Genomic DNA, 26,616 nt, shown 5'->3' with positions numbered 1-26,616 from the left:
CCGAAAAATGTCGGTGGTGACCTTTACCCTGGCAACCGTGAGCGTGACCTGGGCCGTCCACGAGCCGCACCCGGTGGTGCGGCCCCTGGTCACGCGCTATGTCGGGTACGCCCAGGACGACGTCACGCTGCCGGTCCACCGCGGGCTGCCGTCCCGGCACGTGACGCTCGTCATCAGCCTCGCCGGGCCGGTGCGCATGGGCGGGCAAAGCCTGCAGGCGCTGGTCGGCGGGCTCCACACGCGCGCGGTGCTGATCCGGCAGGACCGCGTGCAGGAGGGCATCCAGCTGGAGCTCGACCCGCTGGGCGTGCGGACGCTGTTCGGCGTCACGGCGGCGGAACTGTCCGGCGAGGTGGCCGACCTCGCCGGATTCGGTCTCGGCTCGCTGCCGGATCGGCTGCGGGAGCTGCCGTGGCGCGAGCGGTTCGCGCTGCTGGACGACGTCCTGGCCGCCCGGGCCGTCGAGCCGGTGGTTCCGCCGCCCGAGCTGGGGGAGGCGTGGCGCCGGATGCGCGGCGCGGACGGGCAGGTGCGCGTCGCGGACCTCGCCGAGGAGGTCGGCTGGAGCCGTCGCCACCTGGGCGAGCGGTTCCGCACCGAGCTCGGTCTGGCGCCCAAGCAGGCGGCGCGGGTGCTGCGGTTCGAGCGGGCCGGGCGGCTGCTGCGGCGCGGCCGGACGGATCTGGCGGCGCTGGCCGCGGAGTGCGGGTTCTACGACCAGGCGCACCTGACCAACGAGTGGCGCGCGCTGGCGGGCTGCACGCCGGGCACGTGGATCGCCGAGGAGCTCCCGTTCCTCCAAGACCAGGAGGCGGAGGTGGCGCGAAGCTGACGGCATGACTCCTGAACCGAACGTCTGGCCCGCTCTCCGGTACGACGACGCCCCGGCCGCGGTCCGCTTCCTCGTCGACGTCCTGGGCTTCACCGAGGCGCTGGTGGTGCCCGAGGGCGACCTGATCGCGCACGCCGAGCTGCGCTGGCCCGAGGGCGGCGCGGTGATGCTGGGCAGCGTCCGGCCACCGGACGGCGTCCACGACGCGATGAAGCCGGGCGCGTCCGCGGTGTACGTGGTCTCGGACCGGGTGGACGAGGTGCACGCGCGGGTGACGGCGGCGGGCGCCGAGATCACGGCCGAGCTGACGGACACCGAGTACGGCTCGCACACGTTCAGCCTGAGCGACCCGGAGGGCAACTCCTGGACGATCGGCACCTACCGCGGCGCCTGACCGCGCCAGGGAATGCCGCGAATGACTCATTCGGGGCCTCCGACGTCCCGAATGAGTCATTCGGGACGCGGCCGGCCGCGGCACCGGCCGCCCGGGGTGGCCGTCGACGGCTGTTCATCTCACCGTGTCGGGAGGCTTGCGTTCCGTTTAGCAGTCGAATCTGGCACCCTGGAGCCCGTGTTGCGGCTTGCAGGTGCACGGCTGCTCGATGATCGGGACTATCCGGCGGTCCGTGCCGCTCTGGCCGCGGACCCGGTGGGCAGCTGCATGGTCAGCGCCCGGGTCGAGGCCGCGGGCCTCGACCCGTGGCGGCTCGGTGGTGAGCTCTGGGCCGCCGACAGCCGTCCGGTCCGGGCCGGACGGCTCCAAGGGCTGTGCTTTTCCGGGCCGAACCTCATCCCGCTGAGGGGCAATGCGCCCGCGTTGCGCTCCTTCGCCGACCGCGCCCTGAGAAGGCAGCGCACCTGCTCCTCGCTCGTCGGCCCGGCCGAACAGGTCCTGGGCCTGTGGGACGAGCTCGAAGGCGAGTGGGGTCCGGCCCGCGAGGTCCGCGACGACCAGCCGCTGATGGCCCTCGACGCCACCCCGCTCGTCGCCGCCGATCCCCAGGTGCGGCCCGTCCGGCCGGACGAGCTCGAGCGGTACCTGCCCGCGGCCGTCTCGATGTTCATCGAGGAGGTCGGCGTCGACCCGCGCAGCGGCGACGGCGGGGCCAGCTACCGTGCCCGGGTCACCGAGCTGATCGGGGCCGGCCGCGCGTTCGCCCGTTTCGAGGACGGCGAGGTCGTCTTCAAGGCCGAGATCGGCGCCATGTCGGCCACCGTCGGGCAGATCCAGGGCGTCTGGGTGCACCCGGACCGCCGCGGCGACGGGCTCGGCACCGCTGGCACCGCCGCGGTCGTGAACCGGCTCGTCCGCGGCCTCGGCCGCACCGCCAGCCTCTACGTCAACGCCTTCAACACCCCCGCCCTCGCGGCCTACCGCAAGATCGGCTTCCAGCAGGTCGGCCAGTACGCGACGGTGCTGTTCTAACCACTCTTCCGTGGCGGTGTTGCGAAGCCGCCACAACGCTCTGACCAGGCATGATCCGGCCATGAGTGCACGTCGACACCGTGCTCTCGCGGCGCTGCTGCTGCTCGTCGCCGCGACCACGGCCGGGTGCTCGGGCGACGGTCCCGAGGACGCCCTTTCCGCCTTCCTGGACGCCCTCGCGTCCGGGGACGTCGCCGCCGCGGCCGCGAACACCGACTCACCCGATGCCGCCAAGACCGTGCTGAGCCAGGTCCGCGGCGTGCTCGACCCCGAGGCCCTCGACGTCGACGACGAAGAAGTGAAGCAGCCGGAGGGCGACGTCGTGACCGCCGGCTACCGGCTCACCTGGCACCTCCCGCACGGTCGCACGTGGTCCTACCGCGCCGACGCCCAGCTGCGGGCGGCCGAGAGCGGCTGGCAGGTGCACTGGCAGCCGACGGTCGTGCACCCCCAGCTCGCCGTCGGCCAGACCCTCGGCATGCTGCCGCAGCTGCCCGAGACGGCGCCGGTCCTCGACCGCGACGGCGTGGCGCTGATGCGCCCCCAGACCGTGATCGGCGTGGTCGTCGACCCGCAGAAAACCGGCAACGCGAGCGCTGTCGCCGGGACGCTGGCCAAGGCGCTGCACCGGTACGAGCCGTCGGTCACCGGCCGGTCCGTGCTGGACGGGATGAACAAGACCAAGCCCGGCGACGCCTACCCGGTGATCACCCTGCGCGCCGGCGACTACCAGCGGGTCAAGCCGGTGATCTACGACCTGCCCGGCGTCCGCTTCGCCAGCCAGGAGCGGCTGCTGCCGGTGACCCGCGGGTCCGGGCAGCAGGTCCTGCCGGGCATCCGCGCGCTCGTCGAGCAGCAGCTGGCCGGGGCGGCGGGCTGGCGGATCGTCACCCGCGACGTCACCGGGGGCGAGGCCGCCGAGCTCAAGGCCGAGCCGCCGCGGCCCGCGCCCGCCGTCACCAGCACGCTCAGCGCGAAGATCCAGGCCGCCGCCGAGAAGGCCCTCGAAACCGAGCCGTACTCCGCCGCGCTGGTCGCCATCCAGCCTTCCAGCGGGGACATCCTCGCGGTGGCCCAGAACGACGCCGCCGACGAGGAGGGCTCGCTGGCGCTGTCCGGGCGTTACCCGCCGGGGTCGACGTTCAAGATCGTCACGGCGGCAGCCGCGCTGTCGGCGGGGGAGGTCGAAGCGGGCGGCCCGGTCGACTGCCCGGGGACGACGACGATCGAAAACCGCGTCGTGCCGAACGAGGGCCGGTTCGACCTGGGCCGGGTGCCGCTGAAGACGGCGTTCGCGCGGTCCTGCAACACGACGTTCGCCCGGCTCGCCGCCGGCCTCGACAAGGCGGCGCTCACCGACACCGCCCGCTCCTTCGGGCTCGGCGCCGACTTCGTCGTCCCGGGCCTGACCACGGTCACCGGGGACGTCCCGGCCGGCGACTCCGCCGTCCAGCGGGCGGAAAACGGCTTCGGCCAGGGGACGGTCCTGACCAGCCCGTTCGGCATGGCGCTGGTCGCGGCCACCGTGCAGGCCGGGAAGGTGCCGTCGCCGTCGATCGTCAAGGGCCTGCCCGCGGCGACGCAGAACGTCGGGGACCCGCCGTCGCCGGAGGTCCTCGACGCGCTGCGCGGGATGATGCGGGAGGTCGTCACGGCGGGCACCGCGACCGGCCTGCGGGACATCCCCGACGTCGCGGGCAAGACCGGTACCGCCCAGTTCGGCGACGGCTCCCGCTCGCACGGCTGGTTCGTCGGCTACCGCGGCGACCTGGCGTTCGCCGTGCTCCTCACCGACGCCGGGTCGTCGAAACCGGCGGTGCAGGCCGCGCACCGGTTCCTGGCGGGGATCGGCTGAGCGGACCGTCGTAAGGTGGAGGCATGTCCGTTCGTGCTCCGCTCGTTCCCGGCGTCCAGACGCCGCGCCGTGACGTCCCCAGTTCCATCGCCCGTCCCGAGTACGTGGACAAGCCGGCGCCGAAGCGGGACACCGGCAACGGCGTGCGCACGCCCGAGGTGATCGAGAAGATGCGGATCGCCGGCCGTATCGCGGCCCAGGCGCTGGAAGAGGGCGGCAAGGCCGTCAAGCCGGGCGCCACCACGGACGACATCGACAAGGTGGTGCACGAGTTCCTGCTCGACCACCACGCCTACCCGTCGACGCTGGGCTACCGCCGCTTCCCGAAGTCGTGCTGCACGTCGCTCAACGAGGTGATCTGCCACGGCATCCCGGACTCGACGGTGATCGAGGACGGTGACATCTGCAACATCGACGTCACCGCCTACATCGGCGGCGTCCACGGCGACACGAACGCGACCTTCCTGGCCGGCGACGTCTCCGAGGAGGCCCGCCAGCTGGTGGAGCGCACCCGCGAGGCGACCATGCGGGCGATCAAGGCGGTCCGGCCGGGCCGGCAGCTGAACGTCATCGGCCGGGTCATCGAGTCCTACGCCAAGCGCTTCGGCTACGGCGTGGTCCGCGACTTCACCGGCCACGGCGTCGGCCCGGCGTTCCACACGCCCCCGACGGTCCTGCACTACGAAGAGCCCTCCGTCGACACGATCATCGAGGAGGGCATGACCTTCACGATCGAGCCGATGATCACGCTGGGCACCATCGACTACGACATCTGGCCGGACGACTGGACCGTCACCACGAAGGACAAGAAGTGGACGGCCCAGTTCGAGCACACCCTCGTGGTGACGGCCGACGGCAGCGAGATCCTCACGCTGCCCTGAGTCAGTGGCTGGTGGCCTTCTTGTAGCAGCGCACCGAAAGCGGCACGAAGACCACCAGCAGCAGCGCGATCCACAGCACCGAGGCGAGCACGGCGTGCTGCATCGGCCAGGCGGCGTGCACCGGCATGGCCGCGCTCGTGTTGCCGAACAGTTCCCGGGACGCCTGGGTGATCGCCGAGACCGGGTTCCAGTCCGCGATCACCCGCAGCGGGGCAGGGAGGCGGCCGCTGTCGACGAACGTGTTGGCCAGGAAGGTCAGCGGGAAGATCGCCACGCTGGAGACGTTGTTGAACACCTCCGGCTTGCGGACGGCCAGGCCGAGCGTGCCCATCACCCACGACAGCGCGTAGGCGAACGCGAGCAGCAGGAGCACCCCGCCGAGCGCTTCTAAAACGCCGGTGTGGATGCGCCAGCCGACCAGCAGGCCGACCAGGCCCATGATCAGCAGGCTCGTCACGTTCAGGATGAGGTCCGCGGTGGTGCGGCCGATCAGCACCGCGGCCGGGGACATCGGCAGCGATCTGAACCGGTCGATGATGCCCTTCTGCAGGTCGTCGGTCAGCCCGTAGCCGGTGACGATGCTGCCCATCGCCACCGCGAGGACGAAGATCCCCGGGAGCATGAACTCGCGGTACGACATGCCGGGGATGTCGATCACGCTGCCGAAGACGTAGCCGAAGAGCAGCACGAACATCACCGGCATGAACACGATGGACCCGAGCAGGTCCAGCGACCGGACGATCTTGATCGAGTTGCGCTTGGCGACGGTCACGCCGTCGGTGACGGCCATCTGCACCGCGTTCATCACACGGCCTCCTTCGCGGGTTCGGCCGTCTCGTGGCCGGTCAAGGTGAGGAAAACGTCGTCGAGGGTGGGGCGGCGGACGCCGACGTCGCGGACGTCGACGCCTTCCGCGGCGAGCAGGGCGAGCGCTTCGGTAAGCGCTTTCGCGCCGTGGGTCACGGGCACGGTGAGCCGGAACGCCTCGGCCTGCGGCTCGCCGCTGGCCAGCCGGGCCAGCGCGCGCCGGGCCACGAGGACGTCGTCGTGGGTGCCGACGGTCAGCTCGATCCGCTCGCCGCCGACCAGGTCCTTGAGCTCGTCGGCGGTGCCGCGGGCGATCACGCGCCCGTGGTCGACGACGGCGATGCTGTCGGCCAGCCGGTCCGCTTCTTCCAGGTACTGCGTGGTCAGCAGCAGCGTGGTGCCGCCGGCGACCAGCTCGGTGATGACGTCCCACAGCTCGGTGCGGGCCCGCGGGTCGAGCCCGGTCGTGGGCTCGTCGAGGAACAGCACCGGCGGGTTGGCCACGAGCGCGCCGGCCAGGTCGAGCCGGCGCCGCATGCCGCCGGAGTAGCCCTTCACCGGCCGGTCGGCCGCGTCCTCCAGGCTGAACCGGGCGAGCAGCTCGCGGCCGCGGGCCTTGGCCCGCTTGGTACCCAGGTGGTAGAGCCGCCCGACCATCTCGAGGTTCTCCGCCCCGGTCAGTTCCTGGTCGACGGCGGCGTACTGCCCCGAAGCGCCGATGTGCGAGCGCAGCTCGTGGGCGTCCTTCACGACGTCGAACCCGGCGACGGTCGCGTGGCCCGCGTCCGGCTTCTGCAGCGTCGTGAGGATCTGGACGGTGGTGGTCTTCCCGGCGCCGTTCGGCCCGAGCACCCCCAGCACCGTGCCCTCCGGTACGCGCAGCGACATCCCGTCGAGCGCGGTGACCTTCCCGTACTTCTTGACCAATCCCTCGGCCACGATGGCGTCCGGCATGGATTTCCCCTGTCTGTGTGGAGTCTTCAGGCGCGTCGGATGACGATGTCGCCGGTATAGGTGTGGGCCTTGACCTCGACGGTCTCGGTGGTGCCGCCCGGACCGTCGGACGGCGTGAGCGTGTTGCGCACCGACCCGGTCAGCGAGTTCAGCTCGAGCCACGCGGCACTGCCCTCGCGGATGCCGACCTCGATCTCGCCGACGGCGGTCTCGAGGACGACCCGGTCGCGGATGACCTCGCCGAGCCGGATGTCACCGGCGGCGGTCTTCGCGTTGACCGCGGCATGGGCGACGTCGACCAGGATGTCGCCGTTGGCGGTGTTGACGCGCAGGTCGCCGGTCACCTCGCCGACGCGGGTCTCGCCGTTGGAGTTCTTGAGGACCGCGGTGCCGTCTATCTCGCGGATCCGCAGCTCGCCGGAGCCGGTGCCGACCTCGGCGTGCCCGGTGGCCCGGTCGACGAAGACGTCACCGGTCGCGGTGTTCGCTTCGAGCCGCGAGGTCTCGTCGAGGTGGATGTTGCCCACGGACGTCTTGAGCCGGCTGTCGCCCAGGCGGCCGGTGACGTGGAAGTCGCCCATCGCGGACGTCGCCTTGACGCGGGAGCCGGCCGGCAGCTCGACCGTGACGTGCAGCGCGCCGCCCTTGCCCCACAGTCTCGTCGTGTACTTCGGGCCTTTGACCAGCAGCTCGCCGTCCGCGAACTCGACGCGGGTCTTGGCCGCGGCCTTGACGTCCTCGTTGTCGCCGGGGTCGGCCGGCTGGACCTCGACGGTGGTTTCGGTGCGGTCGCCGGCGACGATCCGGACATCGGCCATGCTGACGTCCAGCGTGGCCGTGATCGGCTCGGGGGTGGGGAAAATTGGCATGGCTGCGCCCTCCTGGGGTGCTTTGGGAGCGTTTTGGCTGGTCAGAACGGGTGGGTCAGCGGACCCAGCCGGTGTACTTCTCGCCGTAGACGGACCGGCGGTGCGCGGGCCGGCTCGCGTCGGCGCCGAGTGCGGCGTTCGCGGCCCGGACGAGCCAGGCGTTGATGGAGAGCCGGTCGCGGCTCGCGGCCTCCTCCACCCGCTGCTTCAGCTGGTCGGGGAGCCGCAGGTTGATCCGGGAGACGGCGCCGTCGTCGGCCTCGGGTGGTGGCGGGGCCTCCGCCGGAGCCGGTTCGGGCGCCGTGGGCACGGAAACCGCGAACTCCGCTTCGCGGCGGCGAAGGCGTACTTCGACGGATCCGGGAGCGAGGTCGCGGGTGATCTCGTCGGCCGCGGCCGACAGCGCGTCGAGCAGGGTGAGCCGGATGGCGGACTCCAGCGGGGAGGCCAGCCGTTCGGCCAGGGTGACAGCGTCCTCGCCGGCCGCCTCGGCGGCTACCGCGAACTCGCGGCGGAGGCTGTCCACGAAGGGTGTCAGGTCCATGGCACAAATATGGCACCACGGTGGTGCCACAACAACCCTGAAATGGCACCCTTAGGGGTCATCTATGGCAGAACTCGCAGGTCAGGCGTGTTCGATCCGCTCCAGGAGCTCGTCGAGGAACCCGCAGGCCTCCGCGGCCGCGCGGTCCGGGTCGCGGTCGGCGATGGCCTCGGCAAGGCCTTCGTGGCCGATCTCCGGTACGTGATCCGCGCCCGGCGCGATGCTGGACGTCGTCGCGATGCTCGCCGCGATGACCTCGGTCAGCCCGCGGTAGAGCTCGGTGAGCAGCCGGTTGTGCCCGGCGGCGACCACGGCGCAGTGGAACTCGGCGTCGGTGCGGGCGAAGTCCTGCCACTGGCCGGCCCGCAGGTCGGTTTCGCGGCGGGCGAGCAGGGCGCGCAGCTCGGCGACCTCGTCTTCGGTCCGCTCGACGGCCGCGAGCCGGGCGCCTTCGACTTCGAGGGTGCGCCGGACCTGCAGGACTTCACGCAGTTCCGTGCCGCAGAGCCGGCGGATCGCGCCGGAGACCTCGCTCGTGGCGCGCACGTAGGTGCCGTCGCCCTGCCGGACCTCCAGGAGCCCGGTGTGCGCGAGCGCGCGCACGGCTTCGCGGACGGTGTTGCGCCCGACGCCGAGCTGCTCGACCAGCTCGGCCTCGGTCGGGATGCGTTCGCCGATCGGCCATTCGCCCTGCGTGACCGCGGTCCGCAGCTGGTCGATGACCTGGTCGACGAGGCCTGCTCGGCGCGTGGTGGCCAGAGGCACAGGATTATCCCTTCATCCAATCATCCTACGTATGCGATAGTAGCGCCATGCCCGTCGAACACCGTGAACCCGAACTGGACGGCGTCATCGAAGTCCGGACGCCCGGCGTGGTCGCCGCCGGCGCGCTGCTCGCGGTCGCGGTGGTGCTCACCGCCCTGAACCTGCGCCCGGCGATCACCGGCGTCGGGCCGATGCTCGCCGAAATGCGCCAGGACCTGGGCACTTCGGTCGTCTGGGCCGGGCTGCTCACGACGTTGCCGACGCTCTGCTTCGCCGGCGCCGGGCTCGCCGCGCCACTGCTGGCGCGCCGGGCCGGGATCGGCGCGGCCATCGCGATCGCGCTGGCCGCCCTCGCCGCCGGGCTCGTGCTGCGCGTGCTCGACGGCCCGGCCGTGGTGCTCGGCGGGACGCTCGTCGCGACCGCCGGGATCGCCCTGATCAACGTGCTCATCCCGGTCGTCATCAAGGACTCCTTCCCGGCTCGGATCGGCGTGCTGACCGGCGTCTACACCGCCGCGCTGCAGGGCGGCGGCGCGCTCGGGTCGGCGGTGACCCCGCGGCTGGGCGACACCCTCGGTGGCTGGCGCCCGGCACTGGGCGGCTGGGCGGTGCTCGCCGTCGTCGCGCTGCTGGCCTGGATCTTCGCAGCCCGCGGCACCGGCCGGGCACCGCGGCCCGCCGAAGGCGCCGAGGGTGGCCGGTCGCTGCTGCGCAACCGGCTGGCCTGGATCGTCACCGGGTTCTTCGGCCTGCAGGCGTTCTACGCCTACGCGGCGATGGGCTGGTTCCCGCAGGTGCTGATGGACGCGGGCGTCCCGCGCGAGGACGCCGGGCTGCTGTTCGGCCTGGTTTCGCTGATCGCCGTGCCGATCAGTCTCGTCGTCGCGCCGATGGCGGCCCGGCAGCGCGGGCAGAGCCCGTGGATCGTCGGGCTCGGCGTCTTCGGTGTCGCCGGGACCATCGGGCTGATGCTCGCGCCGTCGTGGTCGCCCCTGCTCTGGAGCATCCTCGTCGGGCTCGGGATGAGCACGTTCTCGCTGGCCCTGACCGTGATCGCGTTGCGCGCGCGGACCGGCGCCGACACCGCCCGGCTGTCCGGGATGGCGCAGGGCTTCGGCTACCTGTTCGCCGCGCTCGGGCCGTTCCTCTTCGGCCTGCTGCACGACCTCGCGGGCGGCTGGACCGTGCCGCTGGCGATGCTGCTCGGCTTGCTCGTGGTGCAGCTGGCGTTCGGCGCCCTCGCCGGGCGCCACCGCTTCGTCTGATTCTTGATTGTTAACGGCTTTCGCCCCGGTTGCCGCGACTTAGGATCACCGGGTGGCCGTGCCGGTGCCCGACCTCGGGACGTTGCTGCGCGAGGGCCCCTTCGACGCGGCTCTGCGCGCGGCCATCCGCGCCCGCGGGCTGAGCCTCGACCGGCTCCGCGAGCACCTGCGCACCCGCGGTGTCTCGGTCACGACGGCGACCCTGAGCTACTGGCAGTCCGGCCGCAGCCGCCCCCGGCGGCGCGACTCGGTGCACGGGCTGCGGCAGCTCGAAGCGATCCTCGAGGTGCCGGCGGGCTCGCTGGTCGCGCTGCTCGGCCCGCCGCGGACCGGCCGGTCCGCGCCCGCCGGGATCGGCCGGTTCTGGCCGGACGGGCCGCGCATCGAGGCCGCGGTGTCCGATGTGGACACCCGGTGGGACGAGCGGCTGACCCGGCTCAGCCAGCACGACGTCGTTCTCGTCGGCCCGGGTCGCGAGGAGCTGGAGATCCGGTCGCGGCAGGTACTGCGGGCCGAGGCCGACGGCCCGGACCGGTGGGTGGTGATCCTGCACCTCGACGAGCACGACCGGCCCCTGCCGGAGCTGCGTTCGCTGCGCGGCTGCCGAGCGGGCCGCAGCGTGCTGCAGCCCGAAGACGGCCTTCTCGTCGTCGAACTGCTCTTCGGCAGGCCGCTGCTGCGCGGCGAAACGGTGATCACCGAACACACGCTGGCGAATTCCGCGCCGCACCCGGTCGCGCTGAACTACGAACGGAAGTTCCGGCTCCCGGTCCGCGAATACGTGCTCGAAATCCGGTTCTCCCAGGAGGCGGTGCCGCCGGTGTGCCGCCGGTTCGCCGAGCCCGGCGAAAACGCCGACGTCGTGCCGGAATCCGGTGCGGTGCACGGGGTCGCGCTCAATTTCGGGCCTGGCCGGTACGGCTTCGCATGGGACTGGCCGGTTGATTGTTAAGGACTTGCGGATCTGCACCGCGGGCCTTCCGGCGGCTTACCGTCTGCGCACTCCACTCGCCGATCCGAGGAGAAACCGATGCGCAGATTCGTTTCCGCCGTCAGTGTGGCCGCGCTGGCCACGCTGGGACCGGGTGTCATGCCCGCCGAAGCGGCGCCGGACCATCCGGACGCCGAAGTGGCGGGTGTCGCCGCGGCGTTCGGGCTGTCCGCAGGACAGGCCCGGACCCAGCTCGCCGCCCAGGATCGCGCGCACCGGCTGGCCGGGACCCTGCCCGCGGCCGTCCGTGCGCAGGCCGCGGGACAGTGGTTCGATGCCGCCGCCGGGCAGCTGACCATCGCCGTCACCACGCCGGAAGCGGCTGAGGAGGCCCGTGCCGCGGGTGCGGCGGCCCGGGTCGTGGCCCGGAGCCGGGCCGAGCTCGACCGCACCGCCTCGGCCGTCCGCGACCTCGTCGGCGGGGGCGTCCCTGGCGTCTACGGCTGGGGCGTCGACGTCCGCGCCAACGACGTCGGGGTGGACGTCGACCGGACGAAGAAGACCGCCGCGACCGACAGCTTCCTTTCGCGCGTGCGGGAGCTGGGGGTCCGGATCACCGAGACCACGACGTCGCCGCGGCAGCAGTCGGGCACGATCCAGACCGGCAACCCGTGGTGGCCGGGCAGTGAGAGCAACTGCTCGGTCGGCTTCCCGGTGACGGATTCCACCGGTGCGAAGCACTTCCTGACCGCGGGGCACTGCACGAACGACCGCGACCAGGCCGCCTACGGCGCTTCGGGGCAGCAGAACCGGATCGGCACGTCGAACGTCGGCGGCACGCACAGCGTCAACGCCCGCGAAGGCGACATGGGTGTCGTCGCGGTGACGGAGGCCGGGTGGAACCTCTCGGCGTCGGTGAACACCTGGGGCCAGCCGGCGATCACGCTGTCCGGCGCGGCCGAAGCGATGGTCGGCGACCGCGTCTGCCACTCCGGCAACACCTCGCACTGGCAGTGCGGCGAGGTGAAGTACACGCACAAGTCCGTCGACTACGGCGGCGGCCTGGTTATCGACGACCTGACCTGGACGACGGCGTGCTCCCTCGGCGGCGACTCCGGCGGCGGCTGGCTGCTCGGCGACAAGGCCACCGGCCTGCACGACGGCGGCCCGTCGCAGTGCGTCCAGAACCCTTCGGACGGGGATCTGTCACTCTTCCAGCCGGTGGCCGAGGCGCTGGCCAAGTGGCGGCTGACCCTGGTGACCGGCAGCGGCCCGGCGCCGGGCGGCCGGACCTTCACCAACGACACGGACTACCCGATCCGCGACCACCAGCAGCTGTTCAGCCCGGTCACGTCCACGCTGACCGGCCAGGCGGCGACGCCGCTTTCCGTCGCGGTGACGATCCGGCACACGTGCGCCGAGGACCTCGGCGTCACGCTGCTCGACCCCGGCAGCAAGGCGTACCCGCTCAAGTACAGCGGTGGCGGCACGTGCACGGCGTGGAACGGCACCCGGACGTTCACGGTTCCGGCGTCCGCCCCGGCCGGCGGCCGCTGGCAGTTGCGCGTCACCGACTACGGGACCGGCGACACCGGCACCCTCGACACCTGGTCGATCACCCTGTGAGCCGCCGCGGGCCGGGTGCGTCCCGGCCCGCCGGCGCCTCAGTCCAGGGGCAGGTTCAGCAGCGCGTTCTCGATCAGCTCCGGCATCGCCGGGTGGATCCAGTACTGCCCGCGGGCCATGCTGCGCGCGTCGAGGCCGAAGCTCATCGCCTGGATGAGCGGCTGGATCACCGACGACGCCTGCGGGCCGATGATGTGCGCGCCGAGCAGCTGCCCGGTCGCCGGGTCGGCCAGGAGCTTCGCGAAGCCCGTGGTGTCCTCCATCGCCCAGCCGTACGCGATCCCGGCGTAGTCCTGCTTCGAGACCACGTAGGACACGCCCAGCTCGCGGGCCTTTTGCTCGGTCAGCCCGACCGAGGCCACCTGCGGGTGCGTGAAGACCGCGTGCGGCACGAACCGGTGGTCGGCGGTGATCCGCTCGTCCGGGTGCAGGAGGTTGTGCTGCACCACGCGGGCTTCGTGGTTCGCGACGTGCTTGAGCTCGTGCGGCGACGACAGGTCGCCGAGGGCGTAGATGCCCTCGACCGCGGTCTGCTGGTAGTCGTCCACCACGACGTGTCCACTGTCCATTGTGGTCACCCCGGTGGCGGCGACGTCGAGGAGGTCGGAGTTCGGCTTGCGGCCGGTGGCGATCAGCAGGACGTCACCTTCGACGGTCTCGGCGCCCTGCGGCCCTTCGAGGTCCAGTGCGATGCCGCTGTCGGTCTTGCGCGCCCGCACGGTCTTGCGCTCGAGGCGGACGTCGAACCGCTCGGCGGCCAGCTCGGTGAAGCGGGCGCTGACGTCCTCGTCCTCCGAGCGCAGCAGCCGCCCGGACCGGTTGACCAGCGTGACCTGCACGCCGAAGGAGGCGAAGACGTGCGCGAACTCGGCCGCGATGTACCCGCCGCCGAGGATGACGATCCGCTCGGGCAGCTCGTCGAGCCGCATCACGGTGTCGGAGGTGTGGTAGTCGACGCCGTCCAGGCCCGGGATGTCGGGGATGACCGGCCGGCCGCCCGCGGCGAGCACGAACTCGTCGGCGGTCAGCACCTCGTCGGGGCGCCCGTCGCCGAAGCTGACGCGCAGCTCCTTGTGCCCGGTGAAGCGGCCGGTGCCCTCGTAGACGTCGACGTTCGCGTTGTCCTCGTGGTGGCGCCGGTACTCCGCGCCGCCCTCGGCGATCGGGTCGATGCGGCCGAAGATCCGGTCGCGGATGTCGCGCCAGCGCACGCCCTTCAGCTCTTCGTCGACGCCGTACTTGGCGCTGTGCGAAGGCGTGTACGCGACGTCGGCGGCGTACACGAACATCTTCGTCGGGATGCAGCCCACGTTGAGGCAGGTGCCGCCGAAGGTGCCCTTTTCGACGATCGCCGTCTTCTTGCCGGCGAAGTCCGGGCCGAGGATCGAGTTCCCCGATCCCGTCCCGACGATCACCAGGTCGTAGTGGGGCACTGCATCCTCCGCGGGTCCGGTTCCGGTCGTTTCACCCTAGCCAACCCTGCCGTGGAGGCTGGTGTTCCCCGTTGTGCTTAACGTCGTATTACGTGGTCAGTGGCCGGTCGCGGTGAAGTGCATCCGGTCTTTCGGACTGGCCCAGGTGCCGCCCCAGCTCCACCCGATCGCCGCGAACGCGCGCACGGTCGCGTCGCCGGCCAGCACCATGCCGGGCCGCTTGCGCGAACGGTCGACGTACGCCGAGGCCAGTTCGGGCAGCACGAGGTCGCCCTGGGTGTAGGGGTTGCAGAACGGGTTGACGTCCACCGCGAGCCCGGAGGCGTGCGCCGACCAGGTCGTCTGCCCGCGCACCGGGCGGCAGACGAACGCGCTGGTCGAGTTGCCGTCCCCGGTCGGCGGCGCGGTGAGCTCGGCCGGGCCGGTCACGCGCATCTCCTCCAGGGGGAAGCGGGCGGCGAAGAGCTGTCCGAAAACCTTCGTGATGCCCGCCGCGCCGCGGGCGTTGACCAGCATTTCGCCGGTGTGCGCGCGGCCGTCGAAGCCCCAGAACGACATCGTGAGGTAGCGGAGGTCGCCGGCCTTGACGGGGCAGGCGGGCTGCCACGTGCTGCGCGCGAGGACGTCGGCGGGCACGGCGCTGATCGTCGACGCGTAGGCGGCCCCGGCGGGCGGCGGGAGGAGGTCTTTTGTCGGAAGTGCCCGATTCACCAGTTCGGGTGGCGTCGGCTCGACCTCGCCGAAGCCGTCGGGACGGCGGGGGAGCGGCCGGGCACCCACCTGCCAGGTGACGGCGGGCGCGCTCGACGTCGGCGCCGGCTTCGCCACGGCGGTCGTCGCCGTTGCCGCTGGTGTCGCCGCAGGCGCAGGCGGGGATGGTGGCGGTGCTTCCGCCGAGCATGCGCACAGGGTGAGGGCCAGTGCTGCCCACGCCGCCGCCGTCCGCCACATCCGGTCAGCTTGGCAGAGGCGGCCGGGAGCGGAGACCACCCGTTCCAGTGACACCGTTTTGGGCCCCCTCGGCTTAGGGTATTGAGCGCACGTCGTTCACGCACCGGAGTTGTCCGGATGCCGAGTGCTTAGCTCCGTGCTGCGCCGAAAAGGGGAAGACCCATGCCCGTGAAGTTCCGCCGATCCCTGCTGTTCGCGAGCGGCGCGCTCCTCGCGGTCGCCGCGGTCGCCATCCCGGTCGTGGTGGGCACGGCGGTGGCCGGCCCGGCTTCGGCCAACCAGCCGCGGATCGTCGGCGGCGAAAAGGCTTCGCTGTCGGAGCACCCGTACGCGGTGTACCTGACCGACGCGGGCGGCAACCAGTTCTGCGGCGCGGTGATCGTGAGCTCGACGTCGGTCGCGACGGCGGCGCACTGCGCGAAAGCGGTGGCGAAGCAGGACATCCGCGTGGTCGCCGGCCGCGAGGACAAGCGCACGGGCGACGGCCAGGTCCTCGGCGTCTCGAAGGTCTGGGTCGCCCAGGGCTACAGCGACCCGACGAAGGGCGGCGACGTCGCGGTGCTGACCGTCCGCGGCCAGCTCGACTACCGGCCCGCGAAGCTGCCCGAAAGCGGCGACGCGGGGCTGTACGCCAAGGGCACCCAGGCGACCGTGCTCGGCTGGGGCCGCATCGCCGACGGCGGCGCCCGTTCCGACTACCTGCGCAGCGCCGACGTGCCGGTGGTCTCGGACAGCGAGTGCCGCACCGACTACGACGTCTACGACCAGCGAACCATGGTGTGCGCGGGCTACGCCGAGGGCGGCGTCGACGCCTGCCAGGGCGACTCCGGCGGCCCGCTCGTGGTCGGCGACACGCTGATCGGCATCGTCTCCTTCGGCGACGGCTGCGCGAAGGCGAACAGGCCGGGTGTCTACACGCGCGTCTCGACGTACGCCAACGACATCGAAGCCCAGGCCAGGCCCCGCCTCCTCGGCTGAGCGTGCTAAGCAGGGGTATGCCGACCCTGCACGACACGACCGGTCCCGAACTGACCGCCGCCCAGCTGCACGACATCCTCCGCCTGCGCGTCGACGTGTTCGTCGTGGAGCAGAAGGCCGCGTACCCGGAGCTCGACGGCCGCGACCTCCTCCCGGACACCCGCCACCTGTGGTTCGAGGACGCCGGCTCGGTCCTGGCGTACCTGCGGGTCCTGCTCGACCCGGGCGGCATCCGCCGCATCGGCCGCGTGGCGACGGCGGCGCACGCCCGTGGCGCCGGCCTGGCGGCCCGCCTGATGGACGCGGCCCTGACCGTCCCGGGCGAGTACGTCCTCGACGCGCAGACCTACGTCCAGGGCTTCTACGCGCGCTACGGCTTTGTCGCGGAAGGCGACGAATACACCGACGACGACGGGATCCCGCACATCAGGATGCGCCGCCGCCCGTGACCACCGCTCAGGCGAGCGCGCCCCGTGGGGCCGTCGCGGTGATCACCTTCACCGCACGGTCCACATCGGACTCCGTGAGGTCGGCCCGCGCGGTCAGCCGCAGCCGCGAAATCCCGTCCGGCACCGACGGCGGCCGGAAGCACCCGACGCGGATGCCCTGCTCGGCACACGCCGCGGCCCACGCCACCGCCGTCTCCGCGGACGGCGCCTGAACCGAGATCACGGCGGCGTCCGGAACGCTCGCCTTCAACCCGTTCGCCTTCAGCGACATCGCCAGGTTGCCCGCGTTCTCGAGCACCTTCCCGGCCAGCCCCGGCTCTTCCTTCAGCGCGTGCAACGCCGCCAGCGCGGCCGCGGCGCTCGCGGGCGCCAGCGCGGTGTCGAAGATGAAGCTGCGTGCCGTGTCCACCAGGTGTTTGATCACCCGGCGCGGCCCCACCACGGCCCCGCCCTGCGCGCCGAGGGACTTCGACAGCGTCAACGTCGTGACGACGTCGGGCGCGCCCGAAAGCCCGGCCGCGTGGACCGCCCCGCGGCCGCCTTCGCCGAGGACGCCGAAGCCGTGCGCGTCGTCGACCAGCAGCGCGGCGCTGTGCGATCGGCAGATCCCGGCCAGCTCGTCGAGCGGGGCCAGGTCGCCGTCGACCGAGAACACCGAGTCCGTCACCACCAGCGCCCGCGGCTTGCGGCGGGTCGCCAGTGCGTGCTTGATCGCCGACGGCGTCGAGTGCGCGACCGCGGCGACGTCGGCCCGCGACAGCCGGCAGCCCTCGATCAGCGACGCGTGGATGTACTTGTCGGTGACGATCGCCGACTCGGCCCCGGACAGCGCCGTCACCGCACCGAGGTTCGCGGCGAAGCCGGAGGAGAACACGAGCGCCGCCTGCGCGCCGCAGAACCGGGCGAGCTCCAGCTCCAGCTCGGTGTGCAGCTCGGTCGATCCGGTGACCAGCCGGGACCCGGTCGACCCGGCGCCCCAGCGCAGCGCGGCGGCCGCGGCGGCCCCGGCGACCCGCTTGTCGCGCGCCAGCCCGAGGTAGTCGTTGCCGGCCAGGTCCAGCTCGTCGGCCTGCGCGGGACGCGGCCGCAGCTGCCGCACGAGTCCCGCGTTCGCCCGCTTTTCCGCCTCGGCGTCGAGCCAGTCGAAAACCTCGTCGGGCGGGAGCGTCGGCGGCGTAGTCACGTCCCGCAGTCTCCCATCCGGGCCCCGGCGCCCGGCCAAGCGGGGCTGGAAACGCCGGAAGCCCCGGACCGCGTGGTCCGGGGCTTCCGAAAGAGGACGATCAGCTGTCGTAGCCGCGACGCGGGCCACGGCTCGGGCGGCCGTAGCCACCGCCGTTGCCCGAGCGGGGCTGACGGCCGCGGCCGCCGAAGCCACCGGGACGGCCTTCGCGGTCGCCGCCGCGGTAACCACCACGGTCGCCGCCGCGCTCGCCGCCACGGTCACGGTCGCCGTAGCTGCGCTCGCCGCGGTAGGAACCGCCGCGCTCGCCGCCCCGGCCGCCGCCGAAGCCGCGGTCTCCGCGGAAGCCACCGCCGCCGCGGCGCGGGTTCTCGCGCCGCCGCTCGACGACCGGCTCACCGCTGGGCTCCTGGGCACCGGTGATGCGGGACAGTTCGGCGTCGCCCGGGCGGACCGTCGTCGACTCCGCGCGCACGCCGGCGCGGTCGGTCAGCCGGCGGACCATCCGGCGCTGGTCGTGCGTCGCCAGCGTGACGACCACACCGGACGCCCCGGCGCGGGCCGTGCGGCCGGCGCGGTGCAGGTAGTCCTTGTGGTCGGCGGCCGGGTCGACGTGCAGCACCAGCGAGATGTCGTCGACGTGGATGCCGCGCGCGGCGACGTCCGTGGCGACCAGCACCGGGGTGTGGCCGTCCTTGAAGTCGGCGAGGACGCGGTTGCGCTGCCCCTGGGTCTTGCCGCCGTGCAGCGCCGCCGCGTGCACACCTTGCTCGCGCAGCCGCTCGGTGAGGCGGTCGACGTGGTGCTTGGTGCGCACGAACATGATCGTGCGGCCCTCGCGGGCGCCGATCTGCGTGATGACGTCCTGCTTGTCCTGGTGCGAGACCTGGAGCACGTGGTGGTCCATGGTCGTCACGCTGGCGGTCGACGGCGCGACCGAGTGCGTGACCGGGTCGGTCAGGTACTGCTTGACCAGGCGGTTGACGTCACCGTCGAGCGTCGCGGAGAACAGCAGCCGCTGCCCGCCCGGCGGGGTCAGGTCGAGGATCTCGCGGACCTGCGGCATGAAGCCCATGTCCGCCATCTGGTCGGCCTCGTCGAGCGCGATGAAGTTGCAGTCGCCCAGGTGCGCGGTGCCCTGGCGGACGTGGTCCGACAGGCGGCCCGGCGTGGCGATCAGCAGGTCGACGCCGCGGGACAGCGCGTCCGCCTGACGGGCGAAAGCCATGCCGCCGACGGCCGTGCGGCACCACAGGCCCAGGGCCTTGGCCAGCGGGGTCAGCGAGTCGGCGACCTGCATGGCCAGCTCGCGGGTCGGGACCAGGATCAGCGCGCGGGGGCGCTTCGGGCGGGCCTTGCCGCCGTCCAGCCGGGCCAGCATGGCCAGGCCGAAGGCGAGGGTCTTGCCGGAGCCGGTCTGGGCGCGGCCCAGCACGTCGCGGCCGGCCAGGGCGTCCGGGATGGTCGCGGACTGGATCGGGAACGGGTTGGCGATGCCCGCATCGGCCAGCGCGCGGAGCAGCGGCTCCGGCAGGCCCAGCTGGGCGAACGTCTTGGTGACCACGGTCTCGACGGCGTCGTCGCGCAGCATGTCGCCGCCCGCAGACCGCTGGCGCGGCTTGTGGTCGGGACGGCCCGCGCGGGCGGACGTCGAGGAGTGGCCGGAGTTGAACGTGACTGTCACAAATGCCTCTCGGACGTGGTTCGTCGCAAGGGAGGCCCGGGCTGCCCGCGCGCAGGCAGGGCAAGATGGTGTGCGATGGGCGTTCACAGGGACGGACCCGGCACACCGTGTCATCGCTTGCCGACACTGCGCGCCGCTTGGGTTACGGATTACCGCGAGCCATTCGGTGGCTCTGGAGGCGACGGACACCAACTCATCCACGCCGCCGGTTGCGGTCTGTGTTCACTGTACCCGAGCCGGAGCTGGGACTACGCATCGAGGTCACCGGTTGTGGGCGGGGTCGCAGGCGTGTTCCACGCCACACCTGCGACGCCGCCGCGGAATCAGTCCATGCCGGCCGCGGAAACCAGCTCGGCCAGCAGTTCCCCGGTGTTCGTGACGTCCTCGCCGAGGCCCCGGCCGTGGAACCAGCCGGCCAGGTTGCGCACGTCCCGCGCCAGGAACTCGACGCCGCCGGGGTTGGCGACGACGTCGACGACCTGGGGCAGGTCGATCACCATCAGCCTGCCCCGGTGCACGAGCAGGTTGTACGCCGAGAGGTCGCCGTGCGCGAGCCCTTCGGAGGCGAGCAGTTCGAGCGCCGCGGTGGCCTGGAACCACAGGTCCGTCAGCTCGTCCGGGTCCGGGCGGACCTGGGCCAGCCGGGGCGCGGCGGTGCCGTCGTCCTCGCCGAGGAACTCGAGCAGCAGTTCCGTCCCCTCCCGCTGCACCGGGTAGGGCACCGGCGCGCCGAGCGTCCACAGGCGACTCAGCGCGGCGAACTCCGCCACCGCCCACTGCTCGGCGATCAGGTTGCGGCCGAACGCGCTGCGCTGGGCCATCGCGCGCATCTCGCGGGACCGGCGCATCCGCCGCCCTTCGAGGTAGCCCGCGTCGCGGTGGAACAGCTTGTGCTCGTCGCTGCGGTAGCGCTTCGCGGCGAGGAGCGTGCCCGGCGTGCCGGGCAGCCCGCGCCGCAGCAGGTGGACGTCGGCCTCCTTGCCGGTCTTGAGGACGCCGAGGTCGGTGTCGACCGCGGCGAGCTCGGTGACGACCCAGTCCGGCCGGGGGAGCGGGCCGTGCTCGGCGTCGTCCCAGGTGGACCAGCGGTCGGCGCCGTCGGGCAGCTGGTTTTCGGTGTAGGCGTCGTCGCGCAGTTTCGCGAGCCGGACGCGCTCGGCTTCGGTCAGCCGTCCGCTGCGGGTGGGTTCGGGTTCGTCGAACCGGCCGCGCCGCGGGCTCTTCCGGCGCCGGGTGGGCTGGTCGTCGAACAGGTCGAAGTCTTCGTAGTCGTGCTGGCGCACTGGTGGGTTTCTCCTTGATCAGGGATGCCCCACCGGGCGCGTGGTCAGCCTCGGGGGGCGGGTGGGTGAGGGCGCGAAAAGGCCCGGACAGTCCTCACGTCAGGCACCTCCCGTTCTCACCACACCGGCTCCCTGCCGGGTGCGCACAGGATGCCGGACTTCTCCGCCGCCGCGCAACCGAATAGCGCGAACGGTCCATTCGTGACGTTTCCTTGAATTCGCCCCGGCGCCGTGGTCACGATGAACGGGCAGGCCGAACCAGGAAGGGCGGCAGATGGACAGCTACGACGTGGTGATCGTCGGCGGTGGGCACAACGGCCTGGTGGCGGCCGCGTACCTGGCGCGGGCGGGCCGGTCCGTGCTCGTGCTCGAACGGCGGGAAGAGACCGGTGGCGCCGCCGTCTCGTTCCGCGCGTTCGAGGGCGTGGACGTCCGGCTTTCGCGCTACTCGTACCTGGTCAGCCTGCTGCCGAAGAAGATCGTGGCCGACCTCGGCCTCGACGTGGAACTGCGACGGCGCCGGATGTCGTCCTACACCCCGTCGGGCGGCTCCGGTCTCCTTGTCGACAACGACGACGCCGTCCGGACGGCGTCGTCGTTCCGGGCGGTCACCGGGTCCACTTCGGACTTCTCGGCCTGGCAGCGGTTCTACGAGCTGACCGAGCGCGTCGCCGGGCGTGCGTTCGGGACGCTCACCGAACCGCTGCTGTCCGAAGTGGACTTCCGCGAGCGCGTCGGCGATGCCGAGGCGTGGTCCTTGCTGTTCGAACGGCCGATCGGCGAAGCGCTCAGGTCGTGGTTCGGCCACGACACGGTGCGCGGCGTGGTGCTCACCGACGCGCTGATCGGCACGTTCGCCCCGGCGGACGGCGAGGACCTGCGGCAGAACCGGTGTCTGCTGTACCACGTGATCGGCAACGGCACCGGCGACTGGGACGTCCCGGTCGGCGGTATGGGCGCGGTCACCCGTTCGCTCGCGGCGGTTGCCGCCGCGGCGGGCGCGTGCCTGGTGACCGGGGCCGAGGTGCTCGCGATCGACCCGGACGGCGAGGTGCGTTACCGGCGTGACGACACCGAACTCGTCGTCCGGGGCGGGCACGTCCTCGCGAACGTCGCGCCGGCGGCGCTCGCGCGGCTGCTGGGCGAGGATCCGGCGGAGCGCCCGGAAGGCGCACAGCTGAAGGTCAACATGGTGCTGACGCGGCTGCCGAGGCTGCGTGACCCGGACGTCGATCCGGCCGAAGCGTTCGGGGGCACCTTCCACGTCAACGAGACCTTCAGCCAGCTGGAAACGGCGTACCGCGAGGCGGCGGCGGGCGGGATCCCCACGCTGCCGCCCTGCGAAATCTATTGCCACTCGCTGACGGATCCGTCGATCCTCGGCCCGGCCGAACGCGCGGCCGGCACGCACACCCTCACCCTGTTCGGCCTGCACATGCCGGCACGCCTCTTCGAGGGGCGCAACGAAGAGGCACGCGAAGCGGCGTTGCGCGCGACGCTCGCTTCGCTGAACAGCGTGCTGGCCGAGCCGATCGAGGACTGCCTGCTGATCGCGCCGGACGGCAGGCCCTGTGTGGAAGCGAAGACCCCGCTGGACCTGGAAGCCGAGCTGGGCCTTCCGGCGGGGCACATCTTCCACCGGGACCTGTCGTGGCCGTACGCGGAAGATCCGGCCCAGGCCGGTCGCTGGGGCGTCGAGACCGCCCACGAACGCATCCTGCTGTGTGGCGCGGGTGCCGCGAGAGGAGGTGGTGTCAGCGGCATCCCCGGCCACAACGCGGCAATGGCGGTGCTCGGCGCCCGGGCGTGAACGGTGACCCGGAATTGCGCAGGGCCCATACCCGGTGAATAAGAAACGGTTCCCGGGAATCGACGCTGCCCCATGCAGGTGCATCGCGCGGGGCAGCGTTGACACCCGCTTTCGCCGAGTGCTCCCATGGAAAGACCGGCGACGGTGGGGCGTGGGAGGGGTCAGGATGGGCGACGAAGCTGTGTTCACCGATTTCCCGGTCGAGATCAGAAGGCGCGCCGCGAGCTACCTCGGCGTGATTTCCGGGTCCGGAATTCCCGAATTGTCCCGGATCGGGTCCGAAGGAACGGAGAGTTCCGAAAACACTGAGCGTTCCGAAGGAAAGGAAGGCACCGAAGGGAGTGAGACCTCCGAGCGTTCGGAGATGACGGAAACCAGCGAGAACACCGAAACCAGCGAATCGATGGAGCGGTATGCCGGGTTCCGCTGACGAGGACGAATCCGTCTCGATCGGCGACCCGTTCGTCCCGGCCGAAGCACGCCCGGCGGTGGTCGACGAGCTGGCGCGAACCGCTTGGCAGGTCGCGGCGGCCCTCGAAGTCTGGGAAACCAGCGGCCGATGACGCTCCTGGTCATCGCCGCGGACACGGACGAGACGGCCGTCCGGTTCGCCGATTTCGCGATCTCGCAAGGGGTTCCAGCGGTCGTCGCGCACGGGTTCGGCCGGGTCGGCGTCTCGGTGCGGGCAACCCGCGAGCGGATTTGCCGTGCGCGGTTGACGTGCGACGGCGTCGAGGTGTCCGGGATCCTCAACCGCGGGACCGGCGGCTGGGGTGACGAGCCGGATCCGGATCGCGCCTTCGCCGCGGCCGAGACCTACGCGGCCTTCTGGTCGGCGGTCGCCCTGTGGCCGGGGCCGGTGGTCAACCGGCCGTCGGAGCACGGGTTCTTCGCGCGCCTGGACCCGCTCGAACTCGCGAGTGCCGGGGTGGTCGAGCCACCGCGCACGGTGATCCTCAACGACGGCTCGGCGCCGGGACGGGAGGTGTACCGGATTCCCGAGTGGACAGTGCTGGACCCCGACGCGCCGCGCAGCCGGTTCGACGTCGTCCAGATCAGCGACCCGGGCCGCACCCGCCGGTTCGTCGTTGCCGGAGCGGAGCTCTTCGAGGCGGGCGGCGCCGGACCACGGCTCGACGCGGCCACGGCGGACCGGGTGGCCCCGATCGTCGCCTGGATCCGAAGGCGGGGAACGATGTTCGCCGACTTCCGGGTGGACCTGGACGCCGGAATTCCGCGGCTGGCCGACGTCTTGTGCTGGCCGGGGCACCACCTGTTCCCGGACTTCGAGGACCAGGTCTACGCGGCCCTGCTGGCCGGGCTCACCTCATGATCCTCTGTCTCGGTGTCGCCGCCGACCCGACCTTCACGGCCGGGCTGCGGGCGCTGCGCGGAGCCGGGATCGCGTTCCGGCCCGTCGACCTGCCCTCGCTGGCCATGCGCGGCCGCATCCGGATTCCCCTGGACAGCCCGGCCGATACCGTGCTGTCGCTGGACGGCGAAACTCACCGCGCCGGGGATTTCGCCGCCGTCTGGTGCCGGCTCGTGGACGTTGCTTCCGCCGCGCCCACGCCCGAACTCGCCGCAGCCTCGACGGGCCAGACCGAGGCGCTGGCGCGAATCCTCGAATTCCTGCCCGGCAACGTGATGAACCCGCCGCTGCGCGAAGCGTCCGGGTTCACCAAGCTGCTGCACGCGGTGACCCTCGGCGAAGTCGGCGGGTGGCAGGTCCCGGAAAGCTGCCTCACCTCGGACCCGCAGGAGGCGCTGGACTTCGTCCGCGGCTGCCGGGCCGGGGCGATCTTCAAGGGCGCCAGCGCCACCAAGACGTGGGCGACGGTCTTCGAGCCGCACCACGAGCCCCGGCTGCCGCGGCTCGTCCACCTGCCGGTGCTGTTCCAGGAGCGGATCACCGGGCCGGATGTGCGGATCCACGTTGTGGGCGACCGGTCGTTCGGCGAGCTGATCGACTCGCCGGTGCTCGACTACCGGACCGTCCGGGGCGTCAACGACTACCGCCCGCTGGTGCCTCCGCGAGAGATCGCCGAAGGCTGCGCGCGGCTGACCGCGCACTGCCGCGTCCCTCTGCTGGGCGTCGACTTCAAGATCGAGCGCGCCACCGGGGAATGGTTCTTCCTGGAGGCGAACTCGATGCCGTGTTTCGAGGGCTACGACGAGCGGGCCGGCGGCGCCATCTCGCGCGCGATCGTCGAGTGGCTCGTCACGCCGTGACGCCGTGTTCCGCGCAGAGGCACCCGATGCCCGGCTCGATCCACTCCCGGCCGGCCCACTCGGGATGGCGCTCGACGAGCAAAGCGCGCACCTCGGCGGTGAGCTCGTCCATGCCCATCGCCGAGTCCCGGCGGCGCCAGGTTTCGTCGCGGAGTTCGCGGAGGTAGTCGCGGACGTCGGTGAGTACCGGCAGCCCTCCGAGGTCGCCGTGGCCCGGTACGACCACGCGCGGTCCGGCCGCGATCAGCCGGTCCAGGACCGCTAGCCAGCCCACGCCCGAGACGTCCGTGTCGTGCGGCGGGAACCACGGGAAGATCGCGAACTGCCCGGTTTCGGCCAGGTCGCCGGTGAACAGGACGCCGGCGTCCGGGACCTCGACGACCTGGTCGCCGGCGGTGTGACCCCGGCCCGTGGGCCGCAGCCGGACGGTCCGGTCGCCGAGGTCGAGCGTGTGCTCGTCGTACACCACGTCGGGGGTAGGCACGTTGACGCCGTCGAGGCGGCGGGCGATCGTCTCGCCCAGGCCGCGGAACATCTCCAGGTAGCCGGGGCCCCGGGTGGCGAGGTCTTCGGCCTGGCCGCGGTTGACCAGGTAGGTGGCTTCACCGGCGAACACCTGCGCGCCGAACGCGTGCTCGGGGTGGAAGTGGGTCGTGGTCAGATAAAGGCGACGGCCCTTCGCCACTTCGCGCGCGAAGGCCAGCACCTGTTCGGCGTTGGCGGTGCCGATGCCGGTGTCGACGACCAGGACGGCCTCGGTGCCGCCGATGACGCCGATGTTCGGCACCAGGTCGACGTGGTCGTTCGGGATCACCAGCAGGTCGGGGGCGATCTCCCGGGCGCCGGAGACACGCACGGCGGGATCGTTCAGCTCGGTCATGCCCCGATTCCACCGCCGCTCGCCCGCCGCCGTCCAAGACCGGTTCGGTGGCGCCGATACCGGGCGCCTATCGTCGCCGGTCATGGAGCTGCGCACGCTGCGGTACTTCGTCGCGGTCGCCGAGGAACTCCACTTCGGCCGGGCCGCGGCGCGGCTGCACATGAGCCAGCCGCCGCTGAGCCGGGCGATCAAGCAGCTGGAAACCGACGTCGGGGCCGTTCTGCTGCTGCGGTCCGCCGCGGGCGTCACGCTCACCCCGGCCGGAACGGCGCTGCTGGCCGAGGCGCGAGCGCTGCTCGACCAGGCCGACCAGGCCCGCGTGCGTGTCGCCACGGCGGCGGGCACGCCGACGCTGACCGTCGGCATCCTCGGTGACGGGGCCGACCCCGCCGCAGCCCGGCTCGCCGATGCCTACCGGGCCCGGCACCCGGACGTCGAGGTCCGCGTCCGCGACGCCGACCTCACCGACCCGACCTGCGGCCTGCGCGCCGGGCTCGTCGATGTCGCGCTGACCCGCGGGCCGTTCGACGAGACCGGCCTGACGGTGCACGAGCTGCGTGCCGACCCGGTGGGCGCGGTGCTGCGGGCCGACGACCCGCTGGCCGGCCGCGACCACCTCGCGCTCGCCGACCTGGCCGGACGGCGCTGGTTCCGGTTCCCGGACGGCACCGATCCGGTCTGGCAGGCGTACTGGCACGGCGGCGAACCCCGCGAGGGGCCGGTGGTGCGGGCGGTCCAGGAGTGCCTGCAGGCCGTGCTGTGGAACGGCACGGTCGGGCTGATGCCGCTCGGGCACCGGCCGCGCGGGGAGCTGGCCGTGGTGCCGTTGCCGGACATGGCCCCGAATCCGGTGGTCGTCGCGTGGCAGACCGGCGACGCGAACCCGCTGATCCGCTCGTTCGCCCGGATCGCGGCGGCTGCCTACCGCGCCTGAACGGCGACGGACCTGATAAAAAATGAACGTTCATTCGCTATGCT

At 72.3% G+C, this 26,616-nt stretch carries 27 protein-coding genes; 16 read left to right on the top strand and 11 right to left on the bottom strand.

Translation table 11 applies throughout. The features are described from left to right. The first annotated feature begins 7 nt into the window (after nucleotides 1-7). From ACWDN5_RS06675 to map, 5 genes are all read left to right on the top strand, one after another. A complete protein-coding gene (locus tag ACWDN5_RS06675) occupies nucleotides 8-832 on the top strand; it encodes a helix-turn-helix domain-containing protein (protein ID WP_449675032.1) in 825 nt (274 codons plus the stop codon). 4 nt (nucleotides 833-836) lie between these two features. Continuing rightward, complete coding sequence (locus tag ACWDN5_RS06670) at nucleotides 837-1,226, top strand: VOC family protein (RefSeq protein WP_449675030.1); 390 nt, start codon at nucleotides 837-839, stop codon at nucleotides 1,224-1,226. A 177-nt stretch (nucleotides 1,227-1,403) separates the two neighbouring features. Further along, nucleotides 1,404-2,258 (top strand): GNAT family N-acetyltransferase, encoded by an 855-nt coding sequence (locus tag ACWDN5_RS06665; RefSeq protein ID WP_449675028.1) that lies wholly within the window; start codon nucleotides 1,404-1,406, stop codon nucleotides 2,256-2,258. A gap of 61 nt (nucleotides 2,259-2,319) precedes the next feature. Continuing rightward, nucleotides 2,320-4,113: a penicillin-binding transpeptidase domain-containing protein gene (locus ACWDN5_RS06660; protein WP_449675026.1), complete on the top strand. Its 1,794-nt coding sequence runs from the start codon at nucleotides 2,320-2,322 to the stop codon at nucleotides 4,111-4,113. 23 nt (nucleotides 4,114-4,136) lie between these two features. Then, a complete protein-coding gene (gene map / locus ACWDN5_RS06655) occupies nucleotides 4,137-4,994 on the top strand; it encodes a type I methionyl aminopeptidase (RefSeq protein WP_449675024.1) in 858 nt (285 codons plus the stop codon). Nucleotide 4,995: 1 nt separating this feature from the next. Here map and ACWDN5_RS06650 read toward each other — a convergent pair whose 3' ends face one another. The 5 genes from ACWDN5_RS06650 to ACWDN5_RS06630 all read right to left on the bottom strand — a co-directional run bounded on the left by ACWDN5_RS06650 (nucleotide 4,996) and on the right by ACWDN5_RS06630 (nucleotide 8,933). Next, nucleotides 4,996-5,799: an ABC transporter permease gene (locus ACWDN5_RS06650; RefSeq protein WP_449675022.1), complete on the bottom strand. Its 804-nt coding sequence runs from the start codon at nucleotides 5,797-5,799 to the stop codon at nucleotides 4,996-4,998. Further along, the gene (locus ACWDN5_RS06645) at nucleotides 5,799-6,755 is read right to left on the bottom strand and encodes an ATP-binding cassette domain-containing protein (RefSeq protein ID WP_310974385.1); all 957 of its coding nucleotides are present in this window, start codon (nucleotides 6,753-6,755) and stop codon (nucleotides 5,799-5,801) included. Before ACWDN5_RS06645 ends, ACWDN5_RS06650 begins: the two co-directional genes overlap by 1 nt. A 26-nt stretch (nucleotides 6,756-6,781) precedes the next feature. Beyond that, on the bottom strand, nucleotides 6,782-7,624 hold the full coding sequence (locus tag ACWDN5_RS06640; RefSeq protein WP_449675020.1) for a DUF4097 family beta strand repeat-containing protein: 843 nt from the start codon (nucleotides 7,622-7,624) through the stop codon (nucleotides 6,782-6,784). Between the two features lie 55 nt (nucleotides 7,625-7,679). After that, nucleotides 7,680-8,168: a hypothetical protein gene (locus ACWDN5_RS06635; protein ID WP_310974383.1), complete on the bottom strand. Its 489-nt coding sequence runs from the start codon at nucleotides 8,166-8,168 to the stop codon at nucleotides 7,680-7,682. 81 nt (nucleotides 8,169-8,249) lie between these two features. Further along, nucleotides 8,250-8,933, bottom strand: a complete 684-nt coding sequence (locus ACWDN5_RS06630; RefSeq protein WP_310974382.1) for a FadR/GntR family transcriptional regulator — start codon at nucleotides 8,931-8,933, stop codon at nucleotides 8,250-8,252. A 47-nt stretch (nucleotides 8,934-8,980) separates the two neighbouring features. Here ACWDN5_RS06630 and ACWDN5_RS06625 point away from each other — a divergent pair, with 47 nt between their 5' ends. The 3 genes from ACWDN5_RS06625 to ACWDN5_RS06615 all read left to right on the top strand — a co-directional run bounded on the left by ACWDN5_RS06625 (nucleotide 8,981) and on the right by ACWDN5_RS06615 (nucleotide 12,755). Beyond that, a complete protein-coding gene (locus tag ACWDN5_RS06625; RefSeq protein ID WP_449675018.1) occupies nucleotides 8,981-10,198 on the top strand; it encodes a CynX/NimT family MFS transporter in 1,218 nt (405 codons plus the stop codon). 52 nt (nucleotides 10,199-10,250) lie between these two features. Beyond that, complete coding sequence (locus tag ACWDN5_RS06620) at nucleotides 10,251-11,150, top strand: XRE family transcriptional regulator (RefSeq protein WP_449675016.1); 900 nt, start codon at nucleotides 10,251-10,253, stop codon at nucleotides 11,148-11,150. Between the two features lie 78 nt (nucleotides 11,151-11,228). After that, the gene (locus ACWDN5_RS06615; RefSeq protein WP_449675014.1) at nucleotides 11,229-12,755 is read left to right on the top strand and encodes a proprotein convertase P-domain-containing protein; all 1,527 of its coding nucleotides are present in this window, start codon (nucleotides 11,229-11,231) and stop codon (nucleotides 12,753-12,755) included. 38 nt (nucleotides 12,756-12,793) lie between these two features. On the opposite strand, the gene ACWDN5_RS06610 is transcribed toward ACWDN5_RS06615, so the two are convergent. Then, entirely contained in the window at nucleotides 12,794-14,188 is a 1,395-nt protein-coding gene (locus ACWDN5_RS06610; RefSeq protein WP_449675012.1) for a mycothione reductase, read from the bottom strand. A 96-nt stretch (nucleotides 14,189-14,284) separates the two neighbouring features. Beyond that, on the bottom strand, nucleotides 14,285-15,139 hold the full coding sequence (locus tag ACWDN5_RS06605) for a M15 family metallopeptidase (protein WP_449675010.1): 855 nt from the start codon (nucleotides 15,137-15,139) through the stop codon (nucleotides 14,285-14,287). 162 nt (nucleotides 15,140-15,301) lie between these two features. Here ACWDN5_RS06605 and ACWDN5_RS06600 point away from each other — a divergent pair, with 162 nt between their 5' ends. Both ACWDN5_RS06600 and ACWDN5_RS06595 read left to right on the top strand, forming a co-directional pair. Continuing rightward, entirely contained in the window at nucleotides 15,302-16,117 is an 816-nt protein-coding gene (locus tag ACWDN5_RS06600; protein ID WP_310974377.1) for a S1 family peptidase, read from the top strand. A 17-nt stretch (nucleotides 16,118-16,134) separates the two neighbouring features. Continuing rightward, nucleotides 16,135-16,566 (top strand): GNAT family N-acetyltransferase, encoded by a 432-nt coding sequence (locus tag ACWDN5_RS06595; RefSeq protein ID WP_449675008.1) that lies wholly within the window; start codon nucleotides 16,135-16,137, stop codon nucleotides 16,564-16,566. Between the two features lie 7 nt (nucleotides 16,567-16,573). Here ACWDN5_RS06595 and ACWDN5_RS06590 read toward each other — a convergent pair whose 3' ends face one another. From ACWDN5_RS06590 to ACWDN5_RS06580, 3 genes are all read right to left on the bottom strand, one after another. Beyond that, the gene (locus ACWDN5_RS06590; protein WP_310974374.1) at nucleotides 16,574-17,749 is read right to left on the bottom strand and encodes an 8-amino-7-oxononanoate synthase; all 1,176 of its coding nucleotides are present in this window, start codon (nucleotides 17,747-17,749) and stop codon (nucleotides 16,574-16,576) included. Between the two features lie 100 nt (nucleotides 17,750-17,849). Further along, complete coding sequence (locus ACWDN5_RS06585; protein WP_449675006.1) at nucleotides 17,850-19,433, bottom strand: DEAD/DEAH box helicase; 1,584 nt, start codon at nucleotides 19,431-19,433, stop codon at nucleotides 17,850-17,852. A gap of 323 nt (nucleotides 19,434-19,756) precedes the next feature. Then, nucleotides 19,757-20,716: a serine protein kinase RIO gene (locus ACWDN5_RS06580; protein WP_449675004.1), complete on the bottom strand. Its 960-nt coding sequence runs from the start codon at nucleotides 20,714-20,716 to the stop codon at nucleotides 19,757-19,759. Between the two features lie 274 nt (nucleotides 20,717-20,990). On the opposite strand from ACWDN5_RS06580, the gene ACWDN5_RS06575 reads away from it, so the two are divergent. The 5 genes from ACWDN5_RS06575 (at nucleotide 20,991) to ACWDN5_RS06555 (ending at nucleotide 24,758) form a co-directional block, all read left to right on the top strand. Next, the gene (locus ACWDN5_RS06575; RefSeq protein ID WP_310974368.1) at nucleotides 20,991-22,526 is read left to right on the top strand and encodes a phytoene desaturase family protein; all 1,536 of its coding nucleotides are present in this window, start codon (nucleotides 20,991-20,993) and stop codon (nucleotides 22,524-22,526) included. A gap of 166 nt (nucleotides 22,527-22,692) precedes the next feature. After that, on the top strand, nucleotides 22,693-22,956 hold the full coding sequence (locus tag ACWDN5_RS06570; protein WP_449675002.1) for a hypothetical protein: 264 nt from the start codon (nucleotides 22,693-22,695) through the stop codon (nucleotides 22,954-22,956). Beyond that, nucleotides 22,940-23,089: a hypothetical protein gene (locus ACWDN5_RS06565; RefSeq protein ID WP_449675000.1), complete on the top strand. Its 150-nt coding sequence runs from the start codon at nucleotides 22,940-22,942 to the stop codon at nucleotides 23,087-23,089. Before ACWDN5_RS06570 ends, ACWDN5_RS06565 begins: the two co-directional genes overlap by 17 nt. Further along, entirely contained in the window at nucleotides 23,086-23,859 is a 774-nt protein-coding gene (locus ACWDN5_RS06560) for a hypothetical protein (protein ID WP_449674998.1), read from the top strand. The genes ACWDN5_RS06565 and ACWDN5_RS06560 overlap by 4 nt, the downstream gene beginning before the upstream one ends. Further along, on the top strand, nucleotides 23,856-24,758 hold the full coding sequence (locus tag ACWDN5_RS06555; protein ID WP_449674996.1) for a hypothetical protein: 903 nt from the start codon (nucleotides 23,856-23,858) through the stop codon (nucleotides 24,756-24,758). The genes ACWDN5_RS06560 and ACWDN5_RS06555 overlap by 4 nt, the downstream gene beginning before the upstream one ends. Here ACWDN5_RS06555 and ACWDN5_RS06550 read toward each other — a convergent pair. After that, the gene (locus ACWDN5_RS06550) at nucleotides 24,748-25,638 is read right to left on the bottom strand and encodes an MBL fold metallo-hydrolase (protein ID WP_449674994.1); all 891 of its coding nucleotides are present in this window, start codon (nucleotides 25,636-25,638) and stop codon (nucleotides 24,748-24,750) included. The two genes, ACWDN5_RS06555 and ACWDN5_RS06550, sit on opposite strands and share 11 nt — an antisense overlap. An 82-nt stretch (nucleotides 25,639-25,720) precedes the next feature. Here ACWDN5_RS06550 and ACWDN5_RS06545 point away from each other — a divergent pair, with 82 nt between their 5' ends. Next, the gene (locus tag ACWDN5_RS06545; RefSeq protein ID WP_449674992.1) at nucleotides 25,721-26,572 is read left to right on the top strand and encodes a LysR family transcriptional regulator; all 852 of its coding nucleotides are present in this window, start codon (nucleotides 25,721-25,723) and stop codon (nucleotides 26,570-26,572) included. Nucleotides 26,573-26,616 lie beyond the last annotated feature (44 nt).

It is taken from the genome of Amycolatopsis sp. NPDC003731 (genome assembly GCF_053586895.1).
This window is presented reverse-complemented; position numbering and strand designations above follow the sequence as displayed.